23 protein-coding genes are annotated in these 26,075 nt (G+C 71.6%); 18 read left to right on the forward strand and 5 right to left on the reverse strand.

All coding sequences use genetic code 11. The features are described from left to right. The first annotated feature begins 164 nt into the window (after positions 1–164). On the forward strand, positions 165–929 hold the full coding sequence (locus tag ACIBKX_RS26120) for a hypothetical protein (protein ID WP_363276623.1): 765 nt from the start codon (positions 165–167) through the stop codon (positions 927–929). Positions 930–1,160: 231 nt separating this feature from the next. Beyond that, a complete protein-coding gene (locus ACIBKX_RS26125; protein WP_363276622.1) occupies positions 1,161–2,297 on the forward strand; it encodes a glycosyltransferase family 4 protein in 1,137 nt (378 codons plus the stop codon). Between the two features lie 18 nt (positions 2,298–2,315). Here ACIBKX_RS26125 and ACIBKX_RS26130 read toward each other — a convergent pair whose 3' ends face one another. After that, positions 2,316–3,953 carry a PucR family transcriptional regulator gene (locus ACIBKX_RS26130; protein ID WP_363276621.1) on the reverse strand — a complete coding sequence of 546 codons (1,638 nt, stop codon included), beginning with the start codon at positions 3,951–3,953 and terminating at the stop codon, positions 2,316–2,318. Between the two features lie 158 nt (positions 3,954–4,111). Between ACIBKX_RS26130 and ACIBKX_RS26135 the strand changes: the two genes are divergently transcribed. After that, positions 4,112–5,635 carry an APC family permease gene (locus ACIBKX_RS26135; RefSeq protein ID WP_363276620.1) on the forward strand — a complete coding sequence of 508 codons (1,524 nt, stop codon included), beginning with the start codon at positions 4,112–4,114 and terminating at the stop codon, positions 5,633–5,635. 10 nt (positions 5,636–5,645) lie between these two features. Continuing rightward, entirely contained in the window at positions 5,646–7,271 is a 1,626-nt protein-coding gene (locus ACIBKX_RS26140) for an NAD(P)/FAD-dependent oxidoreductase (protein ID WP_363276619.1), read from the forward strand. Here the strand turns inward: ACIBKX_RS26140 and ACIBKX_RS26145 are convergent, their stop codons facing one another. Continuing rightward, positions 7,272–9,083, reverse strand: a complete 1,812-nt coding sequence (locus tag ACIBKX_RS26145) for a glycoside hydrolase family 15 protein (protein ID WP_363276618.1) — start codon at positions 9,081–9,083, stop codon at positions 7,272–7,274. 410 nt (positions 9,084–9,493) lie between these two features. Between ACIBKX_RS26145 and ACIBKX_RS26150 the strand changes: the two genes are divergently transcribed. The 11 genes from ACIBKX_RS26150 (at position 9,494) to ACIBKX_RS26200 (ending at position 22,110) form a co-directional block, all read left to right on the forward strand. Continuing rightward, positions 9,494–11,155: a CTP synthase gene (locus tag ACIBKX_RS26150; RefSeq protein ID WP_363276639.1), complete on the forward strand. Its 1,662-nt coding sequence runs from the start codon at positions 9,494–9,496 to the stop codon at positions 11,153–11,155. An 88-nt stretch (positions 11,156–11,243) separates the two neighbouring features. Then, on the forward strand, positions 11,244–11,870 hold the full coding sequence (locus ACIBKX_RS26155; RefSeq protein WP_363276617.1) for an NUDIX hydrolase: 627 nt from the start codon (positions 11,244–11,246) through the stop codon (positions 11,868–11,870). 169 nt (positions 11,871–12,039) lie between these two features. Next, the gene (locus ACIBKX_RS26160; RefSeq protein WP_363276616.1) at positions 12,040–14,094 is read left to right on the forward strand and encodes a tetratricopeptide repeat protein; all 2,055 of its coding nucleotides are present in this window, start codon (positions 12,040–12,042) and stop codon (positions 14,092–14,094) included. A 145-nt stretch (positions 14,095–14,239) separates the two neighbouring features. After that, entirely contained in the window at positions 14,240–15,355 is a 1,116-nt protein-coding gene (gene ald / locus ACIBKX_RS26165) for an alanine dehydrogenase (protein WP_363276638.1), read from the forward strand. Between the two features lie 336 nt (positions 15,356–15,691). Beyond that, positions 15,692–16,876 (forward strand): ParA family protein, encoded by a 1,185-nt coding sequence (locus ACIBKX_RS26170; RefSeq protein ID WP_363276615.1) that lies wholly within the window; start codon positions 15,692–15,694, stop codon positions 16,874–16,876. Continuing rightward, positions 16,861–17,418: a hypothetical protein gene (locus ACIBKX_RS26175; protein WP_363276614.1), complete on the forward strand. Its 558-nt coding sequence runs from the start codon at positions 16,861–16,863 to the stop codon at positions 17,416–17,418. Before ACIBKX_RS26170 ends, ACIBKX_RS26175 begins: the two co-directional genes overlap by 16 nt. Positions 17,419–17,439: 21 nt before the next feature. After that, entirely contained in the window at positions 17,440–18,450 is a 1,011-nt protein-coding gene (locus tag ACIBKX_RS26180) for a segregation/condensation protein A (RefSeq protein WP_363276613.1), read from the forward strand. Next, positions 18,447–19,097 carry an SMC-Scp complex subunit ScpB gene (gene scpB / locus ACIBKX_RS26185; RefSeq protein WP_363276612.1) on the forward strand — a complete coding sequence of 217 codons (651 nt, stop codon included), beginning with the start codon at positions 18,447–18,449 and terminating at the stop codon, positions 19,095–19,097. The genes ACIBKX_RS26180 and scpB overlap by 4 nt, the downstream gene beginning before the upstream one ends. Positions 19,098–19,108: 11 nt before the next feature. Continuing rightward, on the forward strand, positions 19,109–20,233 hold the full coding sequence (locus ACIBKX_RS26190) for a pseudouridine synthase (protein ID WP_363276611.1): 1,125 nt from the start codon (positions 19,109–19,111) through the stop codon (positions 20,231–20,233). 72 nt (positions 20,234–20,305) lie between these two features. Beyond that, positions 20,306–21,100, forward strand: coding sequence for an NUDIX domain-containing protein (locus tag ACIBKX_RS26195; RefSeq protein ID WP_363276610.1), 795 nt, complete (start codon positions 20,306–20,308; stop codon positions 21,098–21,100). Beyond that, positions 21,097–22,110: an ADP-ribosylglycohydrolase family protein gene (locus tag ACIBKX_RS26200; RefSeq protein WP_363276609.1), complete on the forward strand. Its 1,014-nt coding sequence runs from the start codon at positions 21,097–21,099 to the stop codon at positions 22,108–22,110. Before ACIBKX_RS26195 ends, ACIBKX_RS26200 begins: the two co-directional genes overlap by 4 nt. A gap of 7 nt (positions 22,111–22,117) precedes the next feature. On the opposite strand, the gene ACIBKX_RS26205 is transcribed toward ACIBKX_RS26200, so the two are convergent. From ACIBKX_RS26205 to ACIBKX_RS26215, 3 genes are read right to left on the reverse strand one after another with little or no spacing between them, the layout of a single operon-like run. Further along, the gene (locus tag ACIBKX_RS26205; protein WP_363276608.1) at positions 22,118–22,597 is read right to left on the reverse strand and encodes a Rieske (2Fe-2S) protein; all 480 of its coding nucleotides are present in this window, start codon (positions 22,595–22,597) and stop codon (positions 22,118–22,120) included. Beyond that, on the reverse strand, positions 22,594–23,190 hold the full coding sequence (locus ACIBKX_RS26210) for a DUF6529 family protein (protein WP_363276607.1): 597 nt from the start codon (positions 23,188–23,190) through the stop codon (positions 22,594–22,596). Before ACIBKX_RS26210 ends, ACIBKX_RS26205 begins: the two co-directional genes overlap by 4 nt. A 13-nt stretch (positions 23,191–23,203) precedes the next feature. Beyond that, the gene (locus tag ACIBKX_RS26215; protein ID WP_363276606.1) at positions 23,204–23,872 is read right to left on the reverse strand and encodes a hypothetical protein; all 669 of its coding nucleotides are present in this window, start codon (positions 23,870–23,872) and stop codon (positions 23,204–23,206) included. Between the two features lie 189 nt (positions 23,873–24,061). Here ACIBKX_RS26215 and ACIBKX_RS26220 point away from each other — a divergent pair, with 189 nt between their 5' ends. The 3 genes from ACIBKX_RS26220 to ACIBKX_RS26230 all read left to right on the forward strand — a co-directional run bounded on the left by ACIBKX_RS26220 (position 24,062) and on the right by ACIBKX_RS26230 (position 26,074). Next, on the forward strand, positions 24,062–24,502 hold the full coding sequence (locus ACIBKX_RS26220; RefSeq protein ID WP_363276605.1) for a YidB family protein: 441 nt from the start codon (positions 24,062–24,064) through the stop codon (positions 24,500–24,502). 127 nt (positions 24,503–24,629) lie between these two features. Continuing rightward, the gene (gene aroH, locus ACIBKX_RS26225) at positions 24,630–24,992 is read left to right on the forward strand and encodes a chorismate mutase (RefSeq protein WP_363276604.1); all 363 of its coding nucleotides are present in this window, start codon (positions 24,630–24,632) and stop codon (positions 24,990–24,992) included. Then, positions 24,989–26,074, forward strand: a complete 1,086-nt coding sequence (locus tag ACIBKX_RS26230) for a prephenate dehydrogenase (protein WP_363276603.1) — start codon at positions 24,989–24,991, stop codon at positions 26,072–26,074. The genes aroH and ACIBKX_RS26230 overlap by 4 nt, the downstream gene beginning before the upstream one ends. Position 26,075 lies beyond the last annotated feature (1 nt).

Consider the following 26,075-nt stretch of genomic DNA (forward strand, 5'->3'; position numbering starts at 1 on the left):
GCCCGTCCCTTCCCGAAGATTCCGGCCTCGCCGGCCGTGCAGTTGCCGTCGTCACCGGCTTCGCCGGGTTCATCACCGGCTTCGCCGGGTTCGTCCTCAAACGCCGGACGGGCCGAAAGATGCCGGCAAGTGGAGTGCATGGGCCCCCGCGTAGCGTGGCCCGCATGATCGCCCCCCGAATCACCGCCCTCCTCATCTCCGCCGCCGTCACCAGCGCCGCCACCGCCGCGCTCCGCTCCCGCACCCCCGGCGGCCCCGCCCGTTGGGAGCGGAAGAACTACGCGGGGCGGACCGTGGAGTTGTACGGCGGGGTCGGCGCCGCGCTGGGGGCCGCGGCCGGGGGTGCCGTGCTCGCCGCGAAGCCTCGTGCCGCCGCCGGTCTTGCCGTGCTCGCCGCCGGTGCCTGTGGGGCGTACGACGACAGGGCGGGGGAGGGCGACCCCCGCCGTGGGTTCCGCGCGCACCTGACCGCGCTCCGCGGCGGCGAAGTCACCACCGGGGCCGTGAAGTTGTTCGGCATCTCCGCGGCGGGCCTCGCCGCCGGTGCGCTGCTCAAGGAGCGGCCACTGGACAAGGTCCTCGCGGGAGTCGTCGTCGCCGGCACCGCGCACCTCGTCAACCTCGTGGACGTACGCCCTGGAAGGGCCGCCGGAGCGGTGCTCGCGCTGGGGGCGCCCGGTCTGCTGCGGAAGGGCTCCGCAGGGGTGCTCGCCGCGGCTTCCATGGGCGCGGCCGCCGCCGTGCTCCCGGAGGACCTGGGGGAGCGCGCGATGATCGGCGACGCGGGGGCGCACGCCCTGGGCGCGGCGCTCGGCACGGCCATCGTCGCGGGCAACGGCCGCGCGGGGCTCGCGGCGCACGCGGCTGGGCTCGTCGCCGCCGCGGTCTACGGGGAGAAGGCCAGCGCGGCCGCGGCCCTCGGCGGCTAGCCACGCCGGGCCGGCCGAAAGCCTTCCGCCCGGTGCGGCTCCGCTGCGAAGATGCCTGCGGCACAGGCCGTCCGCTGTGCCGAACCCCCGTTCTCCTCACCCATGTGGGTGATCCGCTCCAGGGAGTTGCCTGCCCGTGCGCGGAAGTGACCTTTCGGCGGTGCCGGAACGTCCGTACGGACTGGCATTCTTGGCGCAGCCCCCCGACGCCGACTCAGGAGCCCCGGCCACGTGAGCCACGTGAGCAGCCACTCACCGCACGGCCAGACGCCGCTGCACACCGTGCAAGTCCTCGGCGGCGGCAGCGCGGGCAGCAGCGCCCACGTCAGGTCGCTGGCCGCCGGCCTCGCCGCGCGGGGCGTGCGGGTCACGGTCTGCGCTCCCGCGGAGGCGGCCGCTGTGTACGACCTGACGGGCACGGGCGCCCGCCATGTCCACGTGCCCCGCCGCGGCGACCCGGCGTCCGTCGCCGCCCTGCGCGTGGCCTGCGCCGACGCCGATCTCGTGCACGCCCACGGAATGCACGCGGCCCTGCGCGCCGCGCTCGCGCTCACCGGCCGCCGTGTCCCGCTCGTCGTCACCTGGCACACCCGCGCGCACGCGGAAGGGGCGCGCGCCCACGTCCTGCGCGTCCTGGAGCGGCGCGTGGCCAAGGCCGCGGCCGTGGTCCTCGGCACCTCGTCCGACCTCGTCGACCGCGCCCGCCGCAGGGGCGCGCGCGACGCCAGGCTCGCCCCTGTCACGCTCCCCGCGCCCCGCGCGAAGGCGGCGGACAGCGCGGAGCCCGACGGCCCGCACCACAAGGCGCGTGCCGAACTCGGCGCCGTGGACCGGCCGTTGATCGTGGCGGTCGGCACACTGGAGCGCCACCGGGGCTACGACGTCCTGCTGGACGCCGCCCGCGCCTGGCGGCACCTCGACCCGCCGCCGCTCCTCGTCATCGCCGGAGAAGGTCCCGAGCGGGCGGAACTGAAGCGGCGTATCGAGGACGAGGGGCTGCCCGCGCGGCTCGTCGGACGGCGTGACGACGTGCCCGAGCTGCTCGCGGCGGCCGACCTCGTGGTGCTCCCCAGCAGCTGGGAGTCCCGCTCCGTCCTCGCCCAGGAAGCCCTGCACGCGCGCGTGCCGCTCGTCGCGACCGCGGTCGGCGGCATGCCCGAACTCGTCGGCGACGCGGCCGAACTCGTCCCGTACGGCGACGCGGAGGCCCTCGCCACGGCCGTGTCCCGCCTCCTCGCGGACCCCGAGCGCCGGGAGCGGCTGAAGGAGAAGGGCGCGGCGCAGGCGGCGACATGGCCGACCGAGGACGAGACGGTCGCCCAAGTCCTCAGCGTCTACGACGAATTGACGCAGCCCAGGACCATGTAGCACCGGCGATCACACGTCTTACGGCACATGCCTCCGCGCCCGCAGCGCCAGGCTCAGCGCAAGCACCGTCTGCGGGTCGTCCAGGTCGGTCCCCAGGAGTTCGCTGATCCGGGCCAGGCGGTTGTACAGCGTCTGGCGGTTCAGATGGAGTTCGCGGGCCGTCTCCGCCTTGCGGCCCGCATGCGCCAGATACGTCTGCAGCGTCGGCAGCAGCGGTGGCTTCGAGCGGCGGTCGTGGGTGCGCAGGGGGCCGATCGCGCGGTCCACGAAGGCGGCGAGCGCCGAGTCGTCGTGGTTGTGCAGGCGCCAGAGCAGCAGGTCGATGTCCAGGCGGCGGGCGTCGTACCAGGGGCGGTCGGACAGGCCCTGCGCCGCCGTCGCCGTCTCCGCCGCGTGCCGCAGGCCCGCCGACGCCGCCGCCCAGCCGCCCGCGACCCCGACCACCACGACCGGCGGCTGCGCCCCCGCCCGCTGCATCCCCGCCCGCTCCACGCCGGCCCGCAGCGCGGCGGCGACCCGGTCGGCCACCGGGGTGCGCTCCGACTCCGAGCGCAGGCCCAGGAGCAGCGGGACGCGGCCCTCGACCGGACGTACGCCGAGCAGGACGGGAACGCCCACCGCCGCAAGCTCCTCCGCCACCGCACGCGCGAGGACCGCCCAGCCGCCGCCCGGCGGCAGTCCGTCCGCGAGCCGCATCACCACCGGAAGCAGCGGGCTCTCGCCGGGCTTGAAGCCGAGCACCCGCGCCTGGGCGGGCGCGTCCTCGGCGGTGATACGTCCCTCCGCGAGGTCGGTCAGGAAGTCGCCGCGGCCGCGTGCCGCGAGCTCCTCCTCCTGCCGGGCCTGCATCAGGACCACCGCGAGCGACCCCGCGGCCCGCTCCGCCGCGATCCGGTGCACCGGGAGCAGCGCCGACTCCACGGCGAGCAGCACGAGCCTGGCCCGCACCGAGCCGGTGCCGGGACCGCCGCCCGGCACGTCGACGAGGACCGCGCCCGCGGGCGGACCGTCCTTGTGGCTGCCCCGCAGCCCCTCCCACACCTGGAGCGGATCGGCGCACTCGGTGCCCGACCCCGCGGCGTACAGGAGCTGTCCGTCCGCCGTCTCCAGGAAGACCGGGTTGCCGCTGAAGTCCGCGAGGACGCCCAGCACCTGCGGCACCCCGCCCCCGCCGAGCAGCGCCTCCGTACAGCGGCGATGGACCTCCTCGGCGCGCTGGAGCAGCGCGTAGTGGCCGTTGACGATCTCCGTGTGCACCTCTTCGGTGACCGTCACGAACGGCACCTCGCGGTGCAGCTGCACCAGGGGGAGACCGGCCGCGCGTGCCGTCTCCACGATCGCGGCCGGAAGGCGCGTGAAGCGCGGGCCCAGCTCGACGACGAGTGCCGCGATGCCGCGCTCGGCGAGCTTGCGGACGAAGGCGCGCTGCTCGGCGGGGCGCGCGCCGAGGCCGAGGCCCGTGGTCAGGAGCAGCTCGCCGCCCTTGAGCAGCGAGGCGATGTTCGGCACCTCGCCCGCGTGCACCCATCGCACCGTGCGCTGCAGCCGTTCCGTGCCGGCGACCACTTCCGGCAGCCCGCCGCGCAGCCCCGGAAGCTCCAGGGCACGCTGCACCGTGATGCCGCCCTGAGTGCCCTGTGTGCCCTGACTTTCCATGGGGCGGACGCTACCTGCGCATACGTTCCGGGAACATCTCCGGCCGGTTACGGGAGCGATCTGGCCGCCCCGGGCCCGACAACTCGTCGTCCCCGCAAGCCAATTGTGCGACCTCCTGTCGCTTGTGGCGTACGTCACTCCACGGCAGGGTGCCCGCCATGCCAGAGCACACGTCAGAGAAACCGAGCACACCCGAGGTCCACCGACTCAAGGCGAACTCCGTCGGGATCGTCGGCGTCGTCTTCATGGCGGTCGCCACGGCGGCGCCCATCACGGCGATGACCGGCAACCTGCCCATCGCCGTCGGCGCGGGCAACGGCACCGGCGCCCCCGCGGGCTATCTCTTCGCGACCCTCGTCCTGACGGTGTTCTCCGTCGGCTATGTCGCCATGGCCAAGCGGATCACCGCCGCGGGCGCCTTCTACGGCTATATCTCGCACGGCCTCGGCCGGATCGCGGGCATGGCGTCCGGGATGCTCGCCGTCCTCGCGTACGTCGTCTTCGAGGCGTCGATCGTCGGCGTCTTCGCGTACTTCGCCAAGACCACCGTCCATGACCAGCTGGGCGCCGACCTGCCGTGGATCCTGTACGCGGCCGCGATGCTCGCCGTCACCGCCGTCCTGTCGTACTTCGACATCAACCTCACCGCGAAGGCGCTCGGCGTGATGCTGATCGCCGAGATCGCGGTGCTCTTCGCCGTCGCCACCGCCGTACTGATCCAGGGCGGCGGCCCCGACGGCATCCCCGTCGAGCCGGTCAACCCGAAGAACGCCTTCACCGGCACATCGGCGGGCCTCGGCCTCTTCTTCGCCTTCTGGTCATGGGTCGGCTTCGAGTCGACGGCCATGTACGGGGAGGAGTCCCGCAACCCGAAGAAGGTCATCCCGCGCGCGACCCTCATCTCCGTCGTCGGCGTCGGCCTCTTCTACATCTACGTCTCCTGGATGACCATCGCGGGCAACGGCCTGAGCGGCGCCGTGAAGGTCTCGCAGTCCACCAGCCCGCTCGACCTGTTCTTCGATCCGGCGCACTCCTTCATCGGGACCTGGGCCGTCGACGCCTTCCAATGGCTCCTGATCACCGGTTCGTTCGCCTGCGGCATGGCCTTCCACCAGTGCGCGTCGCGTTATCTGTACGCCATCGGACGCGAGGGATTCCTGCACCGGGGCCTCGGCCGCACCCACCCCACGCACGGATCGCCGTACATCGCCTCCTACGTCCAGTCGGTGATCGCCGTGGCCCTGGTCGCCGTGTTCTGGCTCAGCGGCCAGGACCCGTACATCCACCTCTACACGCTGCTCGCGATCCTCGGCACGATGGCGATCCTCATCGTGCAGACCCTCTGCTCCTTCGCCGTCATCGGCTACTTCCGCAGGAACCATCCCGAGGACCGGCACTGGTTCAAGACCTTCCTCGCCCCGCTGCTCGGCGGCATCGGCATGATCGCCGTCGTCGTCCTGCTCGTGATCAACATGGACACGGCGGCGGGCACCGCCGCCGACTCGCTCTTCTTCAAGGCCATTCCCTGGATCGTCGGCCTCGTCTTCTTCGGAGGCCTCGGACTCGGCCTCTATCTGCGGGCCAAACAGCCCAGCCGCTACGAGATCATCGGCCGGATCGTCCTGGAGGACGCGGCCGAGCGCACATCCGACACAGAGCCATCGTCCGTCACCACCGTCTGAGGGGATCCCCGTGTCTCGTACGCACCCCATGCACGCGCTGAAGCGACTGGCAGCAGAGCACGGAGAGGCCCACCGCCTCGGCATCCCGGTGGCCGAAGTCCGCGGTGCCGCCGCCGCGGCGCCCGGCCGAAGAACGGTCCTCAAAGGGGCGGCGGGCCTCGCGATCGGCGCCGCAGGCCTTGCGGCGGCTCCCCGCGCCAGAGCCGCGACCGGCAAGGGCGCGCCCCGCGTCGCCGTCGTGGGCGCGGGAATCTCCGGCCTGACCGCCGCCCTCACCCTGCACGACGCGGGCCTGAACTGCACGCTCTACGAGGCCAATCCCGACCGCGTGGGCGGCCGCATGTGGACGCAGCGCGACCACTGGGCGTACGGCCAGACCTCCGAGATCGGCGGCGAGCTGATCGACACCAGTCACAAGAAGATCCTGGAGCTGTGCCGCCGCTTCAACCTCCCCGTGGAGGACTTCCTGGGCGGCGGACCCAATGGCGCCGAGGAGATCCTCTGGTTCAACGGCGCCTACTACCCGCGCGCCCAGGCCGACGAGGACTTCAAGGAGGTCTACCAGCTCCTGCGCCGCGACCTGTCGGAGGCCGGCGAGGTCTTCTGGAACCAGACCACGCCCACCGGCACCGCCCTCGACAACATGTCGACATACGAATGGATCGAGTCACGCGTCCCCGGCGGGCACGGCTCCCCGCTCGGCCGCTGGTTCGACGTCGCCTACAACGTCGAGTACGGCGCCGACACCACCGAACAGTCCGCGCTCGCCCTCGTCCTGCTGATGGGCTACCAGACCAATCCGGGCCACTTCAACATCTGGGGCCTGTCCGACGAGCGCTACCACATCACCGGAGGCAACGACCAACTCCCGCGTGCCATCGCCGACTTCCTGCCCGACGGCACCCTGCGCCCCGGCTGCGCCCTGACCGCCGTACGCGCCAACGCCGACGGCACCCAGACCCTCACCTACACCGAGGCGGGCGCCACCCGCACCGCCACCGCCGACCACACCATCCTGTGCCTCCCGCTGCCGGTCCTGAAGCAACTCGACCTCACCAAGGCCGGGTTGGACACCCGCATGACGAATCTGCTGCGGGACGCCCGGATGGGCCACTGCTCCAAGCTCAACATGCAGTTCCGGAGCCGACCGTGGCGCGGCACCGGCCCCTGGCCCGGCGTCAGCGCGGGCGACTGCTTCACCGACGCCGACTTCCAGCAGACCTGGGACACCACCAAGGTCCAGCCCGGCACCGGCGGCATCCTCATCCAGTACGGCGGCGGCACCCTCGCCGAGCAGCTGTCACCGGCGGGACCGTTCAACTTCGAGTCGGACCCCTACGTACGCGATCTCGCCACCCGCTACCTGGGGCAGATCGACCGGGTCTTCCCCGGCACGAAGGCCGCCTGGACGGGCAGGGCCCAGCTCTCCGCCTGGCACAAGAACCCCTACGCGCTCGGCGCCTACTCCTGCTGGCCCGTCGGCTATCTGCACCGCTACGCCGGCTACGAAGGCACGCCGCAGGGCAACCTGCACATCGGCGGCGAGCACTGTTCGTACGACTTCCAGGGGTTCATGGAGGGCGGCGCGACCGAAGGGGAGCGCGCCGCCCGTGAGGTGATCGGGAAGCTGGTGTAACTAGCCTCCGTACGCCCCCGAAGCCGTCAGCCGCAGTGCCGTGTCGATCAGCGGCACGTGGCTGAAGGCCTGCGGGAAGTTGCCGACCTGCCGCTGCAGCCGCGGATCCCACTCCTCGGCGAGCAGCCCCAGGTCGTTGCGGAGCGCGAGCAGCTTCTCGAAGAGCTTGCGGGCCTCGTCGACCCGGCCGATCATCGCCAGGTCGTCCGCCATCCAGAACGAACAGGCCAGGAAGGCGCCCTCGTCACCCTCCAGACCGTCCACACCCGCGTCCTCGCCCGAGGTCGGGTAGCGCAGGATGAAGCCGTCCGACGTCGAGAGCTCCCGCTGGATCGCCTCGATCGTGCCGATGACCCGCTTGTCGTCGGGGGGCAGGAAGCCCATCTGCGGGATCAGGAGCAGCGAGGCGTCCAGCTCCTTGGAGCCGTACGACTGCGTGAACGTGTTCCGCTCCTTGTCGTAGCCCTTCTCGCAGACGTCCCGGTGGATGTCGTCGCGCAGGTCGCGCCACTTCTCCAGCGGGCCGTCCGCGTCGCCGGACTCGATGAGCTTGATCGTGCGGTCGACGGCGACCCAGCACATCACCTTGGAGTGCACGAAGTGGCGGCGCGGCCCGCGTACCTCCCAGATGCCCTCGTCCGGCTGGTCCCAGTGCGTCTCCAGGTAGCGGATCAGCTTGAGCTGGAGCAGCGAGGCGTAGTCGTTGCGGGCCAGGCCCGTCATGTGCGCCAGGTGCAGGGCCTCGGTGACCTCGCCGTACACGTCGAGCTGGAGCTGGTGCGCCGCGCCGTTGCCCGCCCGGACCGGCGCCGAGTTCTCGTAGCCGGGCAGCCAGTCCAGCTCCGCCTCGCCCAGCTCGCGCTCGCCCGCGATGCCGTACATGATCTGCAGGTTCTCGGGGTCGCCCGCGACCGCGCGCAGCAGCCACTCGCGCCAGGCGCGGGCCTCCTCGCGATATCCGGTGCGCAGCAGCGAGGACAGCGTGATCGCCGCGTCGCGCAGCCAGGTGTAGCGGTAGTCCCAGTTGCGGGAGCCGCCGATGTCCTCGGGCAGCGAGGTGGTGGGCGCCGCGACGATGCCGCCGGTCGGCGCGTACGTCAGCGCCTTCAGCGTGATCAGCGAGCGGACCACGGCCTCGCGGTACGGACCGTGGTACGTGCAGTGCCCCACCCACTCGCGCCAGAACTCCTCGGTCGCCGCGAGGGCGCCCTCCGGGTCGGGCAGCGCGGGCGGCTGTTTGTGCGAGGGCTGCCACGAGATGGTGAACGCGATCCGGTCACCCGGCGCGACCGTGAAGTCCGAGTACGTCGTGAGGTCCTTGCCGAAGGTCGACGCCGGGGTGTCGAGCCACACCGAGTCGGGTCCCGCGACGGCCACCGTGCGCCCGTCGACCTTGTGCACCCAGGGCACCACACGCCCGTAGCTGAAGCGCATCCGCAGCGCGGACCGCATCGGCACCCGGCCGCTGACGCCCTCGACGATCCGCACCAGCTGCGGGGCGTCGCTGTCGCGCGGCGGCATGAAGTCCGTCACGCGGACCGTGCCGCGCGGGGTGTCCCACTCGGACTCCAGGATCAGCGAGTCGCCTCTGTAGGTGCGGCGCGCGGCGGCCGACGGCTGTGCGTCGGGGGAGTGCGCCGGCCCAAGGCGCCAGAAGCCGTGCTCCTCCGTGCCGAGCAGCCCGGCGAAGACGGCGTGGGAGTCGAAGCGGGGCAGGCACAGCCAGTCGACTGTGCCGTCCCGGCAGACCAGGGCAGCGGTCTGCATGTCTCCGATGAGTGCGTAGTCCTCGATGCGCCCGGCCACGTGCATCTCCAGTCAAACGGCCACGTCGCCCTCGGGGGGCGTTCGCTCTACGGTCAGAGGTTCGCTGTAAAACGAACTGCGCGAGCCTCATGTTCCTGGAGAACGGGCGGGGGTGATGCCGTTGGTCGGACGGCTCGGCAGCAAGTGTCCGAGCAGGATACGACGCACCCCGCTGATCTGCGCGCCGCTCCGGACAACGATGCTGCGCCGAACGGGTGAGCGCCAGGTGAGGCAGCCGTGAAGGGAGTGTCGGAGCGTGGCCGGAAGCAGCCTCGCCCCGTCGCTGATACCCTGGTAGCCCGTGAGCCGGTGGTCATTGAACCCCCGAACCGCAGCGACGGCACCTCCCCCGAATCCCCGGTGAGGGCGCCGGTACGCACCCTTCAGACCGCGACCACGGGAGCCCCCTCTTGGCCATGCAGCCAAAGTCCACGACGACCAAGCACATCTTCGTCACCGGGGGTGTCGCCTCTTCCCTCGGCAAGGGTCTGACTGCCTCGAGCCTGGGTGCGCTCCTCAAGGCGCGCGGCCTGCGCGTCACCATGCAGAAGCTCGACCCGTACCTGAACGTCGACCCCGGCACGATGAACCCCTTCCAGCACGGCGAGGTGTTCGTCACCAACGACGGCGCCGAGACCGACCTGGACATCGGCCACTACGAGCGCTTCCTCGACGTCGACCTCGACGGCTCCGCGAACGTGACCACCGGCCAGGTCTACTCCCAGGTGATCGCCAAAGAGCGGCGCGGCGAGTACCTCGGCGACACCGTCCAGGTCATCCCGCACATCACCAACGAGATCAAGCACCGCATCCGCCGCATGGCCACCGACGACGTGGACGTCGTCATCACCGAGGTCGGCGGCACGGTCGGCGACATCGAGTCGCTGCCGTTCCTGGAGACCGTCCGCCAGGTCCGCCACGAGGTCGGCCGCGACAACGTCTTCGTCGTGCACATCTCGCTGCTCCCGTACATCGGCCCGTCCGGCGAGCTGAAGACCAAGCCGACCCAGCACTCGGTCGCCGCCCTGCGCAACATCGGCATCCAGCCCGACGCGATCGTGCTGCGCGCCGACCGCGAGGTGCCCACCGCCATCAAGCGCAAGATCTCGCTGATGTGCGACGTGGACGAGGCCGCCGTGGTCGCCGCCATCGACGCCAAGTCGATCTACGACATCCCGAAGGTGCTGCACACCGAGGGCCTGGACGCCTACGTCGTGCGCAAGCTCGACCTGCCGTTCCGCGACGTCGACTGGACCCAGTGGGACGACCTGCTCGACCGTGTGCACAACCCGAGGCACGAGGTCACCGTCGCGCTGGTCGGCAAGTACATCGACCTGCCCGACGCCTACCTCTCCATCACCGAGGCCATGCGCGCCGGCGGCTTCGCCAACAAGGCCCGCGTCAAGGTCAAGTGGGTCACCTCGGACGACTGCAAGACCCCGGCGGGCGCCAAGAAGCAGCTCGCCGACTGCGACGCGATCCTGATCCCCGGCGGCTTCGGCGACCGCGGTGTCTCCGGCAAGGTCGGCGCGATCCAGTACGCCCGTGAGAACAAGGTGCCGCTGCTCGGCATCTGCCTCGGCCTGCAGTGCATCGTCATCGAGGCCGCCCGCAACCTCGCGGACATCCCCGACGCCAACTCCACCGAGTTCGACGCCGCCACGGCCCACCCGGTGATCTCCACCATGGCCGAGCAGCTCGACATCGTCGCCGGCGAGGGCGACATGGGCGGCACGATGCGCCTGGGCATGTACCCGGCGAAGCTCGCCGAGGGATCCATCGCGCGCGAGGTGTACGACGGCAAGGAGTACGTCGAGGAGCGCCACCGTCACCGCTACGAGGTGAACAACGCCTACCGCGCCGAGCTGGAGAAGAAGGCCGGACTGCAGTTCTCCGGCACCTCCCCGGACGGCAAGCTCGTCGAGTACGTCGAGTACCCGCGTGACGTCCACCCCTACCTGGTCGCCACCCAGGCGCACCCGGAGCTGCGCTCCCGCCCGACCCGCCCGCACCCGCTCTTCGCGGGCCTGGTGAAGGCGGCCGTCGAGCGCCAGCAGGGCGCGAAGAAGGCCAAGTAACACTCGGGTTGTACGGTTGCCGGGGTGCGCGTCTTTCGAGGCGCGTGCCCCGGTTTCTGTTTGTGTGCGTGTGGGAGGACAGGGCGACATGACGATCAAGGACACCGCCGAGGAGTGGCAGGTCACGGCGACACAGACCCCGTTCGTCGGCAACAAGACCTCCGTCCGCACCGACGACGTGGTCATGCCCGACGGGGCCGTCGTCCGCCGCGACTACCAGGTGCACCCCGGCTCGGTCGCCGTCCTGGCCCTGGACGACGCCGGTCGCGTCCTGGTCCTGAGCCAGTACCGCCACCCCGTACGCCACAAGCTCTGGGAGATCCCGGCCGGGCTGCTCGACATCCCCGGCGAGAACCCGCTGCACGCCGCCCAGCGCGAGCTCTACGAAGAGGCGCACGTCAAGGCCGAGGACTGGCGCGTCCTCACCGACGTCTACACCACGCCCGGCGGCTGCGACGAGGCCGTGCGCATCTTCCTCGCCCGCGATCTCTCCGAGGCCGAGGGCGAGCGCTTCGAGGTCGCCGAGGAAGAGATGGACATGGAGCTGGCGCGCGTACCGCTCGAAGAGCTCGTACGCGGAGTGCTCGCCGGAGAGCTGCACAACAACTGCCTCGTCGTGGGCGCCCTTTCGCTCAGCGCCGCGCTGAACGGCGACGGCATCGACGCGCTGCGCCCCGCCGACGCCCCGTGGCCCGCGCGCCCGTTCGAGGCCTGAGGGCTCTTTGTCGCAGAGTTCCCCCGTTCCGGTACGACGATCTACTGATCCGATCGGGCGACTTGTGCGCGCCGTGCGACGGGGGACGCGCCACGGCCTGAACTAGGCTCTGGAAGCGTCCCGACCGGAGTCCCGGCGGGTTCGCGCGCAGGCGGACGGAGCATGCCCCGTGACGGATCAAGCGGTCGACTCGGCGCTGGCCGGAACTTCCGGCAGCGGTCAATTCGTCGGCCGCCGCCGGGAGTTGAAGGAACTCCGCGCCGACATCGACCGCGCGGGACTCGACACCATCTCGGGCCGCAAGGCACCCCGCGCCCGCGTCCTGCTCATCGCGGGCCGGCCGGGCTCCGGCCGCACCGCCCTCGCCGAGGAACTCGCCCGGCAGGTCGCGGACGCCTACCCGGACGGGGTGCTCCGCGCCCGGCTCACCGAGCCCGACGGCACCCGCGTCCCCACCGAACGCACCGCGCGTGAACTCCTGGACGCCCTCGCCGTCGCCGCGCCCGCCGGCGCCGACGAGGACGAGCTGACCCAGGTGCTCCGCGAGGCCCTGGCCGACCGCCGCTGTCTGCTGCTGCTCGACGACGCGGCCGACGCCGAGCAGGTCGACCCGCTGCTCCCGGACACGCCCGAGTGCCTGGCCGTCGCCGTCTCCGAGGGGCCGCTCACCGGGATCCCGGACGTGCGGCCGTGCACGCTCGGCGGCCTCGACACCACCGCCGGGGTCGAACTGCTCTCCCGCGCGGCGGGCCCCGTGCGCGTCACCGTCGACCCGCGCTCCGCGGAGAGCCTTGTCGAGGCCTGCGCCGCGCACCCGGCGGCGCTCGTCCTCGCCGGCGGCTGGCTCTCCGTACGGCCCAAGGCGGCCCTCGCCGACCTGGCCAAGCAGGTGTACGACCGCCCCGAGGAGGGGTCGGCCCTTGCCCGCGTCTTCCAGCACTCGTACGCCTCGCTGCCGGGCCCCGCCGCGCGGATACTGCGCTTCCTCTCGCTGGCCCCCGCGGGCCACGTCGACCCGCACACCGCGTCCGCCCTGGCCGGCTGCTCCGTCTCGGCCGCCCGCGCCACCCTGGACGACTTCGTCGAGCTGGGCCTGGTCAGGGCCGTGCGCTCGCCGCTGCCGCAGTACGAGGTGCCGGCCTGTCTGGTGCCGCTGCTGCGCGCGCTCAGCGAGAGCCGGGACCGCCCCGCCGAGGTGCAGCTCGCGCGGGCCCGGATGCTGGAGCGGACGGTCCGTCTCCTTCAGTCCTGCCGGGCGATCACCGAGCCGGACGGCTCGGCCGCCCGCAAGAAGCTCGCGGGGCTGCCGCGCGCCCTGCGCTTCCCGAACGCGGGCGCCGCCGCCGACTGGCTGCGCATCCGGCAGCCCGCGCTGCTCGCCGCGGCCCGCCTCGCGGTGGCCGACGGGGATCTCGACACCCTGGCGCGGCGCCTGATGGCGGCCCTGACGCGGGCCCTGGTCGCCCACCGGGGCCCGGAGGACGCGGCCCCGGAGCTGTACGGCATCCATCAGCTGGTCCTCGGCGTCGCCGAGCGCAGGGAGCTGCACCGCGAGCAGGCCGCGGCGCTGCTGAATCTCGCCGACCTGGACGCCCGGACGGGACGTACACAGGAGGCGCTGGTGCGGTTTCGGGCAGCTTTGGATGCCGGACGCAGAGCAAATGACCCGTACGCGACCGGTCGCGCAATGGAATCCGTAGGTGGCGCGTACCAGGAAATGGGCGATTGGTCGCGGGCCTCGGACTGGTTCGGGCGGGCCCTCGCGCAGCGGCTGGCGCGGGACGAGCGCGCCGATGCGGCCCGGCTCTACGGCCGCATCGCCACGGCGCACACCTATGCGGGGCGCTACGGGGAGGCGCTGCGCAACTGGAGCTCGGCCGTCACCGGGTACCGCAAGTGCGGTGATGTGGCGGGCCAGGCAAGGGCGTTGAGCGAGCTGGCGCGGGTGCAGGAGTACGCGGGGCGGCCCGAGGAGTCGTTGCGTACCTGCCAGGAGGCGGTGGAGTGGGCGCGGCAGGCGGGGGACGTGCGGCTGCAGGCGGCGCTGCAGCTCAGGCTCGCGGACACCCTGGACCGGCTCGGCGACCCGGCCGCGGCCCGGCTGCACCGCGCGGCCGCCGAGCGCATGCTGGGAGGAGAGCTCGAGGAGGTCACAGGGCTTGCATCGAAGGACGGACCAGCGGGTTCCGCCTACGAAATCCGTAGCGCTTCCGCTGAAGATTGATGCATTGAAAGGCTAGACAGCGAGAAGTCCTTCATTAGACTGGCTCCGCCGCGTACTTCCGTGGTGTCTTCCGATGCGCCCTCTTGTGTATCGGTATGTAGTTCATTGCCCGAAAGATCCCTGAGCCAAGAGGACCGTGATCGACGTGAAGGTCGGCATCCCCCGCGAGGTCAAGAACAACGAGTTCCGGGTGGCCATCACCCCCGCCGGTGTGCACGAGCTGGTGCGCCACGGCCACCAGGTAGTCATCGAGCGGAACGCCGGTGTCGGCTCCTCCATCACGGACGAGGAGTACGTCTCGGCGGGCGCCCAGATCCTGGACACCGCGGACGAGGTCTGGGCCACGGCCGACCTCCTCCTGAAGGTCAAGGAGCCCATCGCGGAGGAGTACCACCGCCTCCGCAAGGACCAGACCCTCTTCACCTACCTGCACCTGGCCGCCTCCAAGGAGTGCACGGACGCGCTCCTGGAGTCCGGCACCACCGCCATCGCCTACGAGACGGTCGAGACCGCCAATCGCGCGCTCCCGCTGCTCGCCCCGATGTCCGAGGTCGCGGGCCGCCTGGCCCCGCAGGTCGGCGCGTACCACCTGATGGCCGCCCAGGGCGGTCGCGGTGTGCTGCCCGGCGGTGTCCCGGGCGTGGCGGCCGGCAAGGCCGTCGTCATCGGCGGTGGCGTCTCCGGCTGGAACGCCGCGCAGATCGCCATCGGCATGGGCTTCCACGTGACCCTGCTCGACAAGGACATCAACAAGCTCAAGGAGGCGGACAAGATCTTCGGCACGAAGATCCAGACCGTCGTCTCCAACGCCTTCGAGCTGGAGAAGGCCTGCCTCGACGCCGACCTCGTCATCGGTGCCGTCCTCATCCCGGGCGCCAAGGCCCCGAAGCTCGTCACCAACGAGCTGGTCTCGCGGATGAAGCCGGGAAGTGTCCTTGTCGACATCGCGATCGACCAGGGCGGCTGCTTCGAGGACTCGCACGCGACCACGCACGCCGAGCCGACCTTCCCGGTCCACAACTCGGTGTTCTACTGCGTCGCCAACATGCCCGGCGCGGTGCCCAACACCTCGACGTACGCGCTGACCAACGCCACGCTGCCGTACATCGTCGAGCTGGCGAACCGCGGCTGGGTCGAGGCGCTGCGCCGCGACCACGCCCTCGCCCTGGGCCTCAACACCCATGACGGCAAGGTCGTTTACAAGGAGGTCGCCGAGGCGCACGGTCTCGAGCACCTTGAGCTGGAGACGCTCCTCGGCTGAACCCGGAGCCGAAGCTGACCGCTTTCGTCAACGAAAGTCGTCAATCTCACGCCAGCGGCCGGACCTTGAGAGGGGTCCGGCCGTATGCGTATGTCCGCGGACTTGGTCAACTCGCCGTGAACGTAACCCTTTAACCGATTCGCCCACCCCGGAAATGTCGCGATGGCGTACCGCACGCCCTTGACATGGGGGCGTTCGATTGCCGACACATCGGGCCGGGTCCGGCGGATTGTGTTGCTGCGGACCGGTGACACGCCATAGAGTCGCCAACCGTCGGCATGGTGCCACGCTGACCTATCTAGAAGTTTCCTGGTCACCAAGGAGGTAAGACGACTTGTGAATGAGTCGACATTTGCTCCCGGGGGTGGTCAACCAGGAACGTCTGCGCGGGGCCAAGGACCCGTGGGGCTCGAGGCTGTCGGCTCCGTCGCTGTCCGCACCTTCGAAGCCCGCCAGGGAACCCAGTCGACGCTGACGACACCGTCTGCACCCCAGAGCATGGATGGCCATCACGTGAACGCCATGGCCGGCGACCGGAGTGGCGAGAACACCACCCACACCCAACTCGCCGACTACGAGGAACTGCCCCAGGGGCACTTCTACGACCCTGACGCCGAGTACGAGCCCGATCCCGAGTACGCGGCCACGCTCGCCCCGGACGCTGCCCGTCAGCGCCGTGAGCGCATCGGTCCCACGGGACGCCCGCTGCCGTACTTCCCGATCCCGGGCCCGCTGACCGACCACGGCCCCGCGAAGATCATCGCGATGTGCAACCAGAAGGGCGGCGTGGGCAAGACGACGTCGACCATCAACCTGGGTGCCGCGCTCGCGGAGTACGGACGCCGGGTCCTGCTCGTCGACTTCGACCCGCAGGGCGCCCTCTCGGTCGGCCTCGGGGTGAACCCGATGGAGCTGGACCTGACGGTCTACAACCTGCTCATGGAGCGGGGCATGTCGGCCGACGAGGTCCTCCTGAAGACCGCGGTCCCGAACATGGACCTGCTGCCGAGCAACATCGACCTGTCCGCCGCCGAAGTGCAGTTGGTGAGCGAGGTCGCCCGAGAGTCCACGCTGCAGCGGGCGTTGAAGCCGCTGATGCAGGACTACGACTACATCGTGATCGACTGTCAGCCCTCGCTCGGCCTGCTCACCGTGAACGCCCTGACGGCGGCTCACAAGGTGATCGTGCCGCTCGAGTGCGAGTTCTTCGCGCTGCGCGGTGTGGCCCTCCTGACGGAGACCATCGAGAAGGTCCAGGAGCGGCTCAACCCCGACCTGGAGCTGGACGGCATCCTCGCCACGATGTACGACTCCCGCACGGTGCACAGCCGTGAGGTGCTCGCGCGCGTGGTCGAGGCCTTCGACGATCACGTGTACCACACGGTGATCGGGCGGACCGTGCGCTTCCCGGAGACCACGGTCGCCGGTGAGCCGATCACGACGTACGCATCGAACTCCGTCGGCGCCGCCGCCTACCGTCAGCTCGCCAGGGAGGTGCTCGCCCGGTGTCACGCCGAGTGAGTCTGCCGGGGGCCGACGAACTGTTCCGTACGACCGGGGGGATGGCGCTTCAGGCGTCGTCGCCGCGCCGCCAGACGAACGGCGAGGCACGGGTGCCGGGGCCCGCGGGGGAGAGCGACGAGACCGCGGCCGGTGACTCCGCGGGGGGCCCGGCCGACGCGGACGGTGAGGCCGCCGAACACGGCGCCGCCGACGCGGAGTCGGGGGCCGGGGAATCCCGTACGCGCTCGGCTCCCGCGGAGGGCGAGAAGGCGCAGGGCGGTGCCCGTCCGGCCAACTCCTCCACCGCGCAGGCGCGGCGGCGGGCCCGTGCGGCCAACCGCCGGCCGAGCGGGCGTGAGCGGCACGACGAGAAGATCACCGTGTATGTGTCGGCCGAGGAGCTGATGGACCTCGAGCACGCCAGGCTCGTCCTGAGGGGTGAGCACGGTCTCGCGGTCGACCGGGGGCGGATCGTGCGGGAGGCGGTCGCCGTCGTCCTCGCCGATCTTGAGTCGCGTGGGGACGCGAGCATTCTCGTACGACGGCTTCGTGGGCGGTAGGGGTAGCCTTCCCGCACCGTGATGCCTCCGTACGAAGACTCTGCCCCGTCACCTCCTGGCCGCCGCCGGACTCTGGGGCGGGGCCCCGGTGCAGCTCCCGCCGATGATCCGGCTGCGGACCGCGGGGGGTTGTGCCCACCCGTTCCGCCCTGCGCAACGCCTGTCCACAACCCCGAACCGGCGGAGCCGGAACCTGAGCCCGAGCCCGACGACGGGCGGTTCAAGGTTCGGTTGGCCAACTTTGAAGGCCCCTTCGATCTGCTGCTTCAGCTGATCTCCAAGCACAAGCTGGACGTCACCGAAGTCGCACTGTCGAAGGTCACCGACGAGTTCATGGCGCACATCCGCGCCATGGGGCCCGACTGGGACCTCGACCAGACCACCGAGTTCCTCGTGGTCGCCGCCACGCTGCTCGACCTCAAGGCGGCGCGGCTGCTGCCCGCCGCCGAGGTCGAGGACGAGGCGGATCTCGCGCTCCTCGAAGCGCGGGACCTGCTCTTCGCACGACTCCTTCAGTACCGCGCGTACAAACAGATCGCGGACATCTTCAGCGGGCGGCTCGACGACGAGGCGCGGCGCTATCCGCGGACCGTGGGCCTGGAAGCCCATCACGCGGAGCTGTTGCCGGAAGTCGTCATCAGCATCGGCGCCGAGGGGTTCGCGCGGCTCGCCGTGAAGGCGATGCAGCCGCGCGCGAAGCCCCAGGTGTACGTCGACCACATCCATGCCCCGCTGGTCTCCGTGCAGGAGCAGGCCGGGGTGGTCGTGGCCCGGCTGCGGGAGCGGGGCGAGGCGAGCTTCCAGGTGCTGGTCGAGGACGCGGGGGACACCCTCACGGTCGTCGCCCGCTTCCTCGCGCTCCTGGAGCTGTACCGGGAGAAGGCCGTGGCACTGGACCAGGAGGACGCCCTGGGCGAGCTGATGGTGCGGTGGACCGGCGGGGACGGCGACGCGCAGCCGACCGTGACCGATGAATTCGACCGGGCCCCACAGACGCCGGACGAGACGACGAGCGAGGAGCAGACGGCATGAGCAGTCCCGCGGGAGACCTGGCCGGCGCCGTCGCCGACCTGGAGCTGCGGCCCGCCCTGGAGGCCGTCCTCATGGTCGTCGACGAACCGGCCACCGAGGAGCACCTCGCCAAGGTGCTCGACCGGCCGCGACGGCAGGTCGCCGAAGCGCTGCGGGAGCTGGCCGACGAGTACACGATCCAGAGGCGGGGCTTCGAGCTGCGGCTCGTGGCGGGCGGCTGGCGGTTCTACACGCGCCCCGAGTACGCGGCGGCGGTGGAGCGCTTCGTGCTCGACGGGCAGCAGGCCCGGCTCACCCAGGCGGCCCTGGAGACCCTCGCGGTCGTCGCGTACCGCCAGCCGGTCAGCCGTTCCCGCGTCTCCGCCGTGCGCGGGGTGAACTGCGACGGCGTGATGCGCACGCTTCTCCAGAGGGGTCTGGTGGAGGAGGCGGGCGCGGAACCCGAAACAGGTGCGATCCTGTACAGGACGACGAACTACTTTCTGGAGCGGATGGGCCTGCGCGGCCTTGACGAGCTCCCGGAGCTGGCGCCCTTCCTCCCCGAGGCGGACGCCATCGAGTCCGAGACGCTGGAAGGTGTCCCGTCGTTCGACCCGGACGCACCCGATGCGCCGGGGTACGAGTCCCCCCGGGACACAGCCGACTAGACGGAAATTTGATGCGAAGCAGCAGCGGCAGGAACAGCAGCGGAAACAACGGCGGGAGCCGTGGTGGCAACAGCGGCGGCCGCGGCGGGAGCAGCGGTGGCCGCGGTAACTACCGCGGTGCCGGTAACAACCGCGACGACAAGCAGGGCGGCAGCGGCCGCCCGAAGAAGCCGCGTCCGGAGGAGCGTCGTTACGACGTAGGTCCCGGCGGCACCCAGGACGGCCCGAAGTCGGGCCGCGGAGCCTCCGCGCGCGGCGGTGCCAAGGGCGGCCCCAAGCGTGGTCAGCAGTCCGGCGGCCGGTCGACTCCCTCGCGTTCGCGTGAGTACGAGACGCGGGCCGAGGAGCGCAACCGCGAGCGGTACGCGGGCAAGCCGAAGGTGAACCTGCCCAAGACCTTCCCGGGCGCCGAGCAGGAGGGCGAGCGGCTGCAGAAGGTGCTCGCCCGCGCGGGCTACGGCTCGCGCCGTGCCTGCGAGGAGCTGGTCGACCAGGCCCGCGTCGAGGTCAACGGCGAGATCGTCATGGAGCAGGGGCTGCGTGTCGACACCGACAAGGACGAGATCAAGGTCGACGGCCTGACGGTGGCCACGCAGTCGTACCAGTTCTTCTCGCTGAACAAGCCCGCCGGTGTCGTCTCCACCATGGAGGACACCGAGGGCCGGCAGTGCCTCGGCGACTACGTGACCAACCGCGAGACGCGGCTCTTCCACGTCGGGCGGCTCGACACGGAGACCGAGGGCGTCATCCTGCTCACCAACCACGGCGAGCTGGCGCACCGCCTCACGCACCCGAAGTACGGCGTGAAGAAGGTCTACCTCGCGCACATCGTCGGCCCGATCCCGCGTGACCTGGGCAAGCAGCTCAAGGACGGGATCCAGCTGGAGGACGGGTACGCGCGTGCGGACCACTTCCGGGTCGTCGAGCAGACCGGCAAGAACTACCTGGTCGAGGTGACCCTGCACGAGGGCCGCAAGCACATCGTGCGACGCATGCTGGCCGAGGCCGGGTTCCCGGTCGACAAGCTGGTGCGGGTGGCCTTCGGGCCGATCACCCTCGGCGACCAGAAGTCGGGGTGGCTGCGCAGGCTCTCCAACACGGAGGTCGGGATGCTGATGCAGGAGGTCGACCTCTAGGCCTCGTCAGGGGTTGTGACTGCCCGTCCATTCTCTTTATAGTCGTCATGACTATTAAGGGGGTGGGCGGGCATGTCCGTGTCCGGGACCTACGACAAGCACGCCTTCGAGCCGTTCGCCGTCACCGTCGACGTCGCCGTCTTCACCGTCCGCGAGGGCCGGCTGCACGTGCTGCTCGTCGAGCGCGGCCAGGAGCCGTACGCCGGACGCTGGGCGCTGCCCGGCGGATTCGTTCTCCCCGAGGAGTCCGCCGAGACCGCCGCGGGGCGTGAGCTCGCCGAGGAGACCGGACTCACCGACGCCGCCGGGCTCCACCTGGAGCAGCTGCGCACCTACAGCGAACCGGACCGCGACCCCCGAATGCGGGTCGTCTCCGTCGCCTTCGCCGCACTCGTGCCCGATCCGCCCTCCCGTCTCCCACCACCACCCTCAACCGAGGCCCTCCGGGCCGCCCCCTCGCTCGCAGTGCGCGGCGGCAGCGACGCCGCCCGCGCCGCATGGCTGCCGTACGGATCCGCGTACGGGCCGCTCGCCTTCGACCACGAGCGGATCCTCGCCGACGCCCATGACCGGGTGCGCGCCAAGCTCGAGTACACCGGCCTCGCCACCGCCTTCTGCCCGCCCGAGTTCACCCTCGGCGAGCTGCGGCAGGTCTACGAGACGGTGTGGGGCGTCGAGCTCGACCCGGCCAACTTCCGCCGCAAGGTCCTCGCCAGCCCCGGCTTCGTCGAGCGGATCGCGGGCGCCGCGCGCCTCACCGGCGGGCGCGGAAAGCCCGCCGCCCTCTACCGGGCGGGCGGCGCCACCGAGCTGCACCCGCCCCTGCTCCGCCCCACGTCCATGTCACCGGAAGGAAAGACCTCATGAAGCGCGCCGCCACCGGATCCCTCATAGGGCTCGCCCTCGGGGACGCGCTGGGCTTCCCGACCGAGTTCAACGACGTACCCTCGATCCTCGCCAAGTGCGGTCCCTGGCGGGAGATGGAGCTGCCCAGGCCCGCGATCGTCACCGACGACACCCAGATGACGCTCGCGCTCGGCCGTGCGCTCAAGGCCGCGTCCGCGCGCGGGATCTGCGGGCCCGAGCGGTTCGCGCACCTCGCCCGCCGGGAGTTCGTCGCCTGGAACATCTCGCCGGACAACAACCGGGCCCCCGGCAACACCTGCATCCGCGCCTGCGAACTGCTCGCCGACGAGGAGCGGCCCTGGCGGGACGCCAGCCAGCTGCACTCCAAGGGCTGCGGCGCCAATATGCGGGTCGCGCCGCTCGGCCTGATGCCGTGGCTGAGCCAGGACATGCGGGCCGGCGCCGCGCAGACCCAGTCCGCGCTCACCCACGGGCACCCCACCGCCCTCGCGGCGAGCGATCTCACGGCGTACGCGGTGAGACTGCTCGCCGAGGGCGCGGAACCGATGGGCCTGGTCGGGCTGCTCCGGTCGTACGCCCTGGACAACCGCACCCGGTACCGCGAGAACTGGCTCGGCGACCTGTGGACCCGCTCCCAGGACCCGAGCCCCGAGCACTTCATCGCGCGCGGCTGGGACGAGTGCCTCGCGGTCCTGGAACGGCTCGGGGCGGCGCTGAAGGACGCCAACCCGGAGACCGACCCCTGCCTCGCCACCGGCGCCGGCTGGATCGCCGAAGAGGCGCTCGCCACCGGCCTGCTGTGCTTCCTGATGTTCCCCGACGAGCCGCTCACCGCCCTGCGCCGGGCCGCCTGCAGCTCGGGCGACTCCGACTCGATCGCCTGCCTCGCCGGGGCGTTCGCGGGCGCCCACCTGGGCGCGGACGCGTGGCCGGCGCAGTGGGCGGAGCGGATCGAGTACCGGGAGGAGCTGCTGGAGCTCGGGGCGCTGTGGGACGGGAAGGCCGCCTAGGGGGCGGCTAGCCCAGCGTGATCGAATCCCCGGTGACCGTGATGTCCTGCGGGGGCAGCGGGCGCGGCGCCGGGCCGCCTGCCACCGAGGCGTCCGCGATGCGGTACTTGCTGCCGTGGCAGGGGCAGTTGATCGTGCCGTCCGCGACCTCGCCGACCGTGCAGCCCTGATGGGTGCAGACCGCGGAGAAGGCCTTGAAGTCGCCCTTCTCGGGCTGGGTCACGACGACCTTCTCGTCCTTGAAGACCTTGCCGCCGCCCACCGGGATCTCGGACGTCTTGGCCAGCTCGTCGGCCGCGGGCGGCTTCGGGGACTCCTCGCCGCCCGACTTCGACGCCGAGGCGGACGGCTGCTCCGACTTCGGCTCGCTCGACTCACTCGGCTCCGGCTCGGATCCCTCGTCGCCGTACTTGCTGCATCCGGCGGCCAGCGCGACCGCGCCGCCGGTGGCGAGGAGAGTGCGCCGGGTGGGGCGGGGGTCGCTCATGTCGTCACTCCGAACGTACGGAAGAACCACAGGGCCGACGTCAGCCAGATCACCGTGAGGACCGCGAAGACCAGGCCGCCGATCAGCGGGAGCAGCCAGTTTGGCAGTCGCTCCGAGCGGAGCAGCAGCATCTTCGCGCTGAACGCGCCGAAGAAGAAGCAGCCCAGGGCCGAATGCCACATCACCCGCGTCGAGTACGTCTGATAGCCGAGCGCGTAGAGGCAGTGCACCGCCACCGGCACCGACACCAGGAACGCGATCCGGCCCGACCAGCGGTGCAGGGCCGCCGACCAGGACGGGCCCGGCAGCCTTCCGTACACCATGGCCGCCGAGACGACCTGGACCAGCGCGAAGGCGAACGCCGTCGTGCCCAGCCAGGCCTTGACCGCGCTGGTGCTGCTGAACCCGGCGAGATTGAACGCCGTGCCCTCCGGGTCATGGGTCTTCCCGTACACCCCGAGGCCGACCGCGACCGCCGCGGCGACCAGGGCGGGCACGAGATAGCGGGCGGGGTGCGGGCGGCGGTGGTCGCCCGCCGCGGGGGGCGGGCCGAAGCCGCCGCCCTGGGTGGCGGCGTTCGGATCGACGCTCATGGCGGCTCCCTGGTCAGGGCAGTACGGGCCGGGCGGTGAGGCGTCCGCCGTCGAACGGCACGGCGCCGGTCTCCGGGTCCAGACGCGGGGCGGGACGCGGCTTTCCGTCGCTCTTGAGGATGCCGACCTGCTGTCCGTCGGGCAGGACGATCCAACCGCCGTCGATCTTCGCGCCGCGCACTTCGGTGGTCGCGCGGTACAGGCCCGACGGCTTGGTGGCCTTCTTCGCGGTGAAGTCCCAGGTCCGCTTGTCGATGTCGACGGTGCCGCGGACCTGGTCGCCGTCGAGGTCGCCGTCCAGCTTCGCGCCGTGCTTGCCGGTGAGCCGCATGGAGCCGTCGTCCTCGACGTCGCCCTTCAGCCAGGACTCGGTGTTCTTCCCGTCGCAGAAGTACGCGATGGCCTTGCCGTCCCGGACCGAGATGGAGACCGCGGAGGTGTCGTCGTCCGTGCGGCCCGCGTACTCGGCCTTGGCGGGCGGCTTCTCGGCGGGCTCCTTCGGCGTCGGCTCCTTGGAGGGGCTCGCGGCGGGCTCACTCGTGGCGGGCGCCGGGGAGGTGCTGCCGGACGAGCCCTCTCCGTACGACGTACTACCCGTACCCGTGGTCGCGTTGAGCGACAGCATGAACAGGGCGAGCAGCAGCCCCCCGAGAAGCGTGTAGAGCGGTCCCGAGCGCTTCATATGAGCCTCCCCCGAGGCGTGGGCCGTCCGGCTCCTCCATGCAAGCGGACCCGCGCCGCCCGCGTCCAGGGCTGAACGGTCACGGATCGGTCCAAGTGGCGACAGGGGGCGATTAGGGCGACATTGGCAGGGTCCGAGGCCCCGCCTCTCCACGGCGCGGGCCCGGCCACTCACTCGAAAGGCGCGACGATGGCGGGCAACGATCTGGGCAGCCTGCTCGGCGGACTGCTGGGCGGCGGACAGGGCGGTTCGGCCGGAGGCGGAGGCGGGGGCGGCAACATCCTCGGCTCGCTGCTGGGCGGACTGCTCGGCGGCGGCGGAAGCGGCGGTCAGGGCGGCAGTCCGCTGGGCGGCCTCCTGGACATGATCACGAAGTCGGGCATGGTCAGCCAGGACCAGCTCGACTCCTGGGTCGGGACGGGCGAGAACCGGCCACTGAGCCCGGACCAGGTCAAGCAGGCCGTACCCGACGCGACCCTGGACAAGGTCGCGGCCGACGCGGGTGTCAGCCGCGACGAGGCCGCCGACCAGATCGCGCAGCAGCTTCCCCAGGCCGTCGACAGGCTGACGCCCGAGGGCCAGGTCCCGACGGAATCGCTGGAGGACCTGATCAGGCAGCAGCAGCTCTGATCCCCCAGGCTCCCGGCAGAGCACGCGGCGTCCGTCTCGGCAGGCGGGCGCCGCGCACTCGTCCCCGGGGCCCTGACTACGCTTGTCCGTACAGCGGACGTACAGAACACGAGCGAGGAGCAGCACTGTGGCGGTACGAGCGGTCCGGGGCGCCGTCCAACTGGAGCGGGACGCGGCCGACCACATGGACGAGCAGGTCAGCGCGCTGCTCACCGCCATCCTCGAGCGCAACGGGCTCGGCCAGGAGGACCTGATCAGCATCTGGTTCACGGCGACGCCCGATCTGCACAGCGACTTCCCCGCCGCGGCGGCCCGCAAGCTGGGCATCGTGGACGTCCCGCTGATCTGCGCGCAGGAGCTGGAGATCGACGGTGCGATGCGCCGTGTCGTCCGGGTCCTCGCGCACATAGAGACCGACAAGCCCCGTTCCGAGATCACGCACGTCTACCTCGGTGCCGCGGCCGCCCTTCGCAAGGACATCGCCCAGTGAGAACCGCCCTCGTCATCGGCACCGGCCTGATCGGCACCTCCGCCGCGCTCGCCCTCGTCTCGCGCGGGGTCACCGTGCACCTCGCCGACCACGACGCCGGCCAGGCCCGCACGGCCGCCGCGCTCGGCGCCGGCACGGACGAGGAGCCGGAGGGCCGCGTCGACCTGTGCGTCGTCGCCGTGCCGCCGGCGCATGTCGCCCCGACCCTGGCCGACGCCATGGGCCGCGGGGTGGCGCGCGGCTACCTCGACGTGGCCAGCGTCAAGGGCGGCCCGCGCCGCGAGCTGGAGGCGCTCGGCCTCGACCTCACGCCGTACATCGGTACGCATCCCATGTCGGGCCGGGAGCGCAGCGGCCCCCTGGCGGCCACCGCGGACCTCTTCGAGGGGCGGCCGTGGGTGCTGACCCCGACGCGGGACACCGACACCGAGGTCCTCAACCTCGCCCTGGAGCTGGTCGCCCTCTGCCGCGCGGTGCCGGTCGTCATGGACGCCGACGCGCACGACCGGGCGGTCGCGCTCGTCTCGCACATGCCGCACCTGGTGTCCAGCATGGTCGCGGCGCGGCTGGAGGACGCGGAGGAGGCCGCGGTGCGGCTGTGCGGGCAGGGGATCCGTGACGTCACGCGGATCGCCGCGTCCGACCCCGGGATGTGGATCGACATCCTGTCCGCGAATCCGGGCCCGGTGGCCGATCTGCTGGCCGCGGTCGCCACGGACCTCGACGAGACGGTGACGGCGCTGCGGGCGCTGCAGTCCGCGGACGAGGCCAAGCGCCGGGAGGGCGCGGTGGGCGTCGAGGGGATGCTGCGGCGGGGCAACGCGGGGCAGGTGCGGGTGCCGGGCAAGCACGGGGCCGCGCCGACCGCGTACGAGGTGGTCGCGGTGCTGATCAACGACCAGCCCGGCCAGCTGGCCCGCATCTTCGCCGACGCGGACCGGGCCGGGGTGAACATCGAGGACGTACGCATCGAGCACGCGACGGGGCAGCAGGCGGGCCTGATGCAGCTCATGGTCGAACCGAAGGCGGCACCGGTGCTGAGCGCGGCCCTGAGGGAGCGGGGCTGGTCCATCCGGCAGTGAC

It is taken from the genome of Streptomyces sp. NPDC050658 (genome assembly GCF_044457025.1).
Lineage (GTDB): Bacteria > Actinomycetota > Actinomycetes > Streptomycetales > Streptomycetaceae > Streptomyces.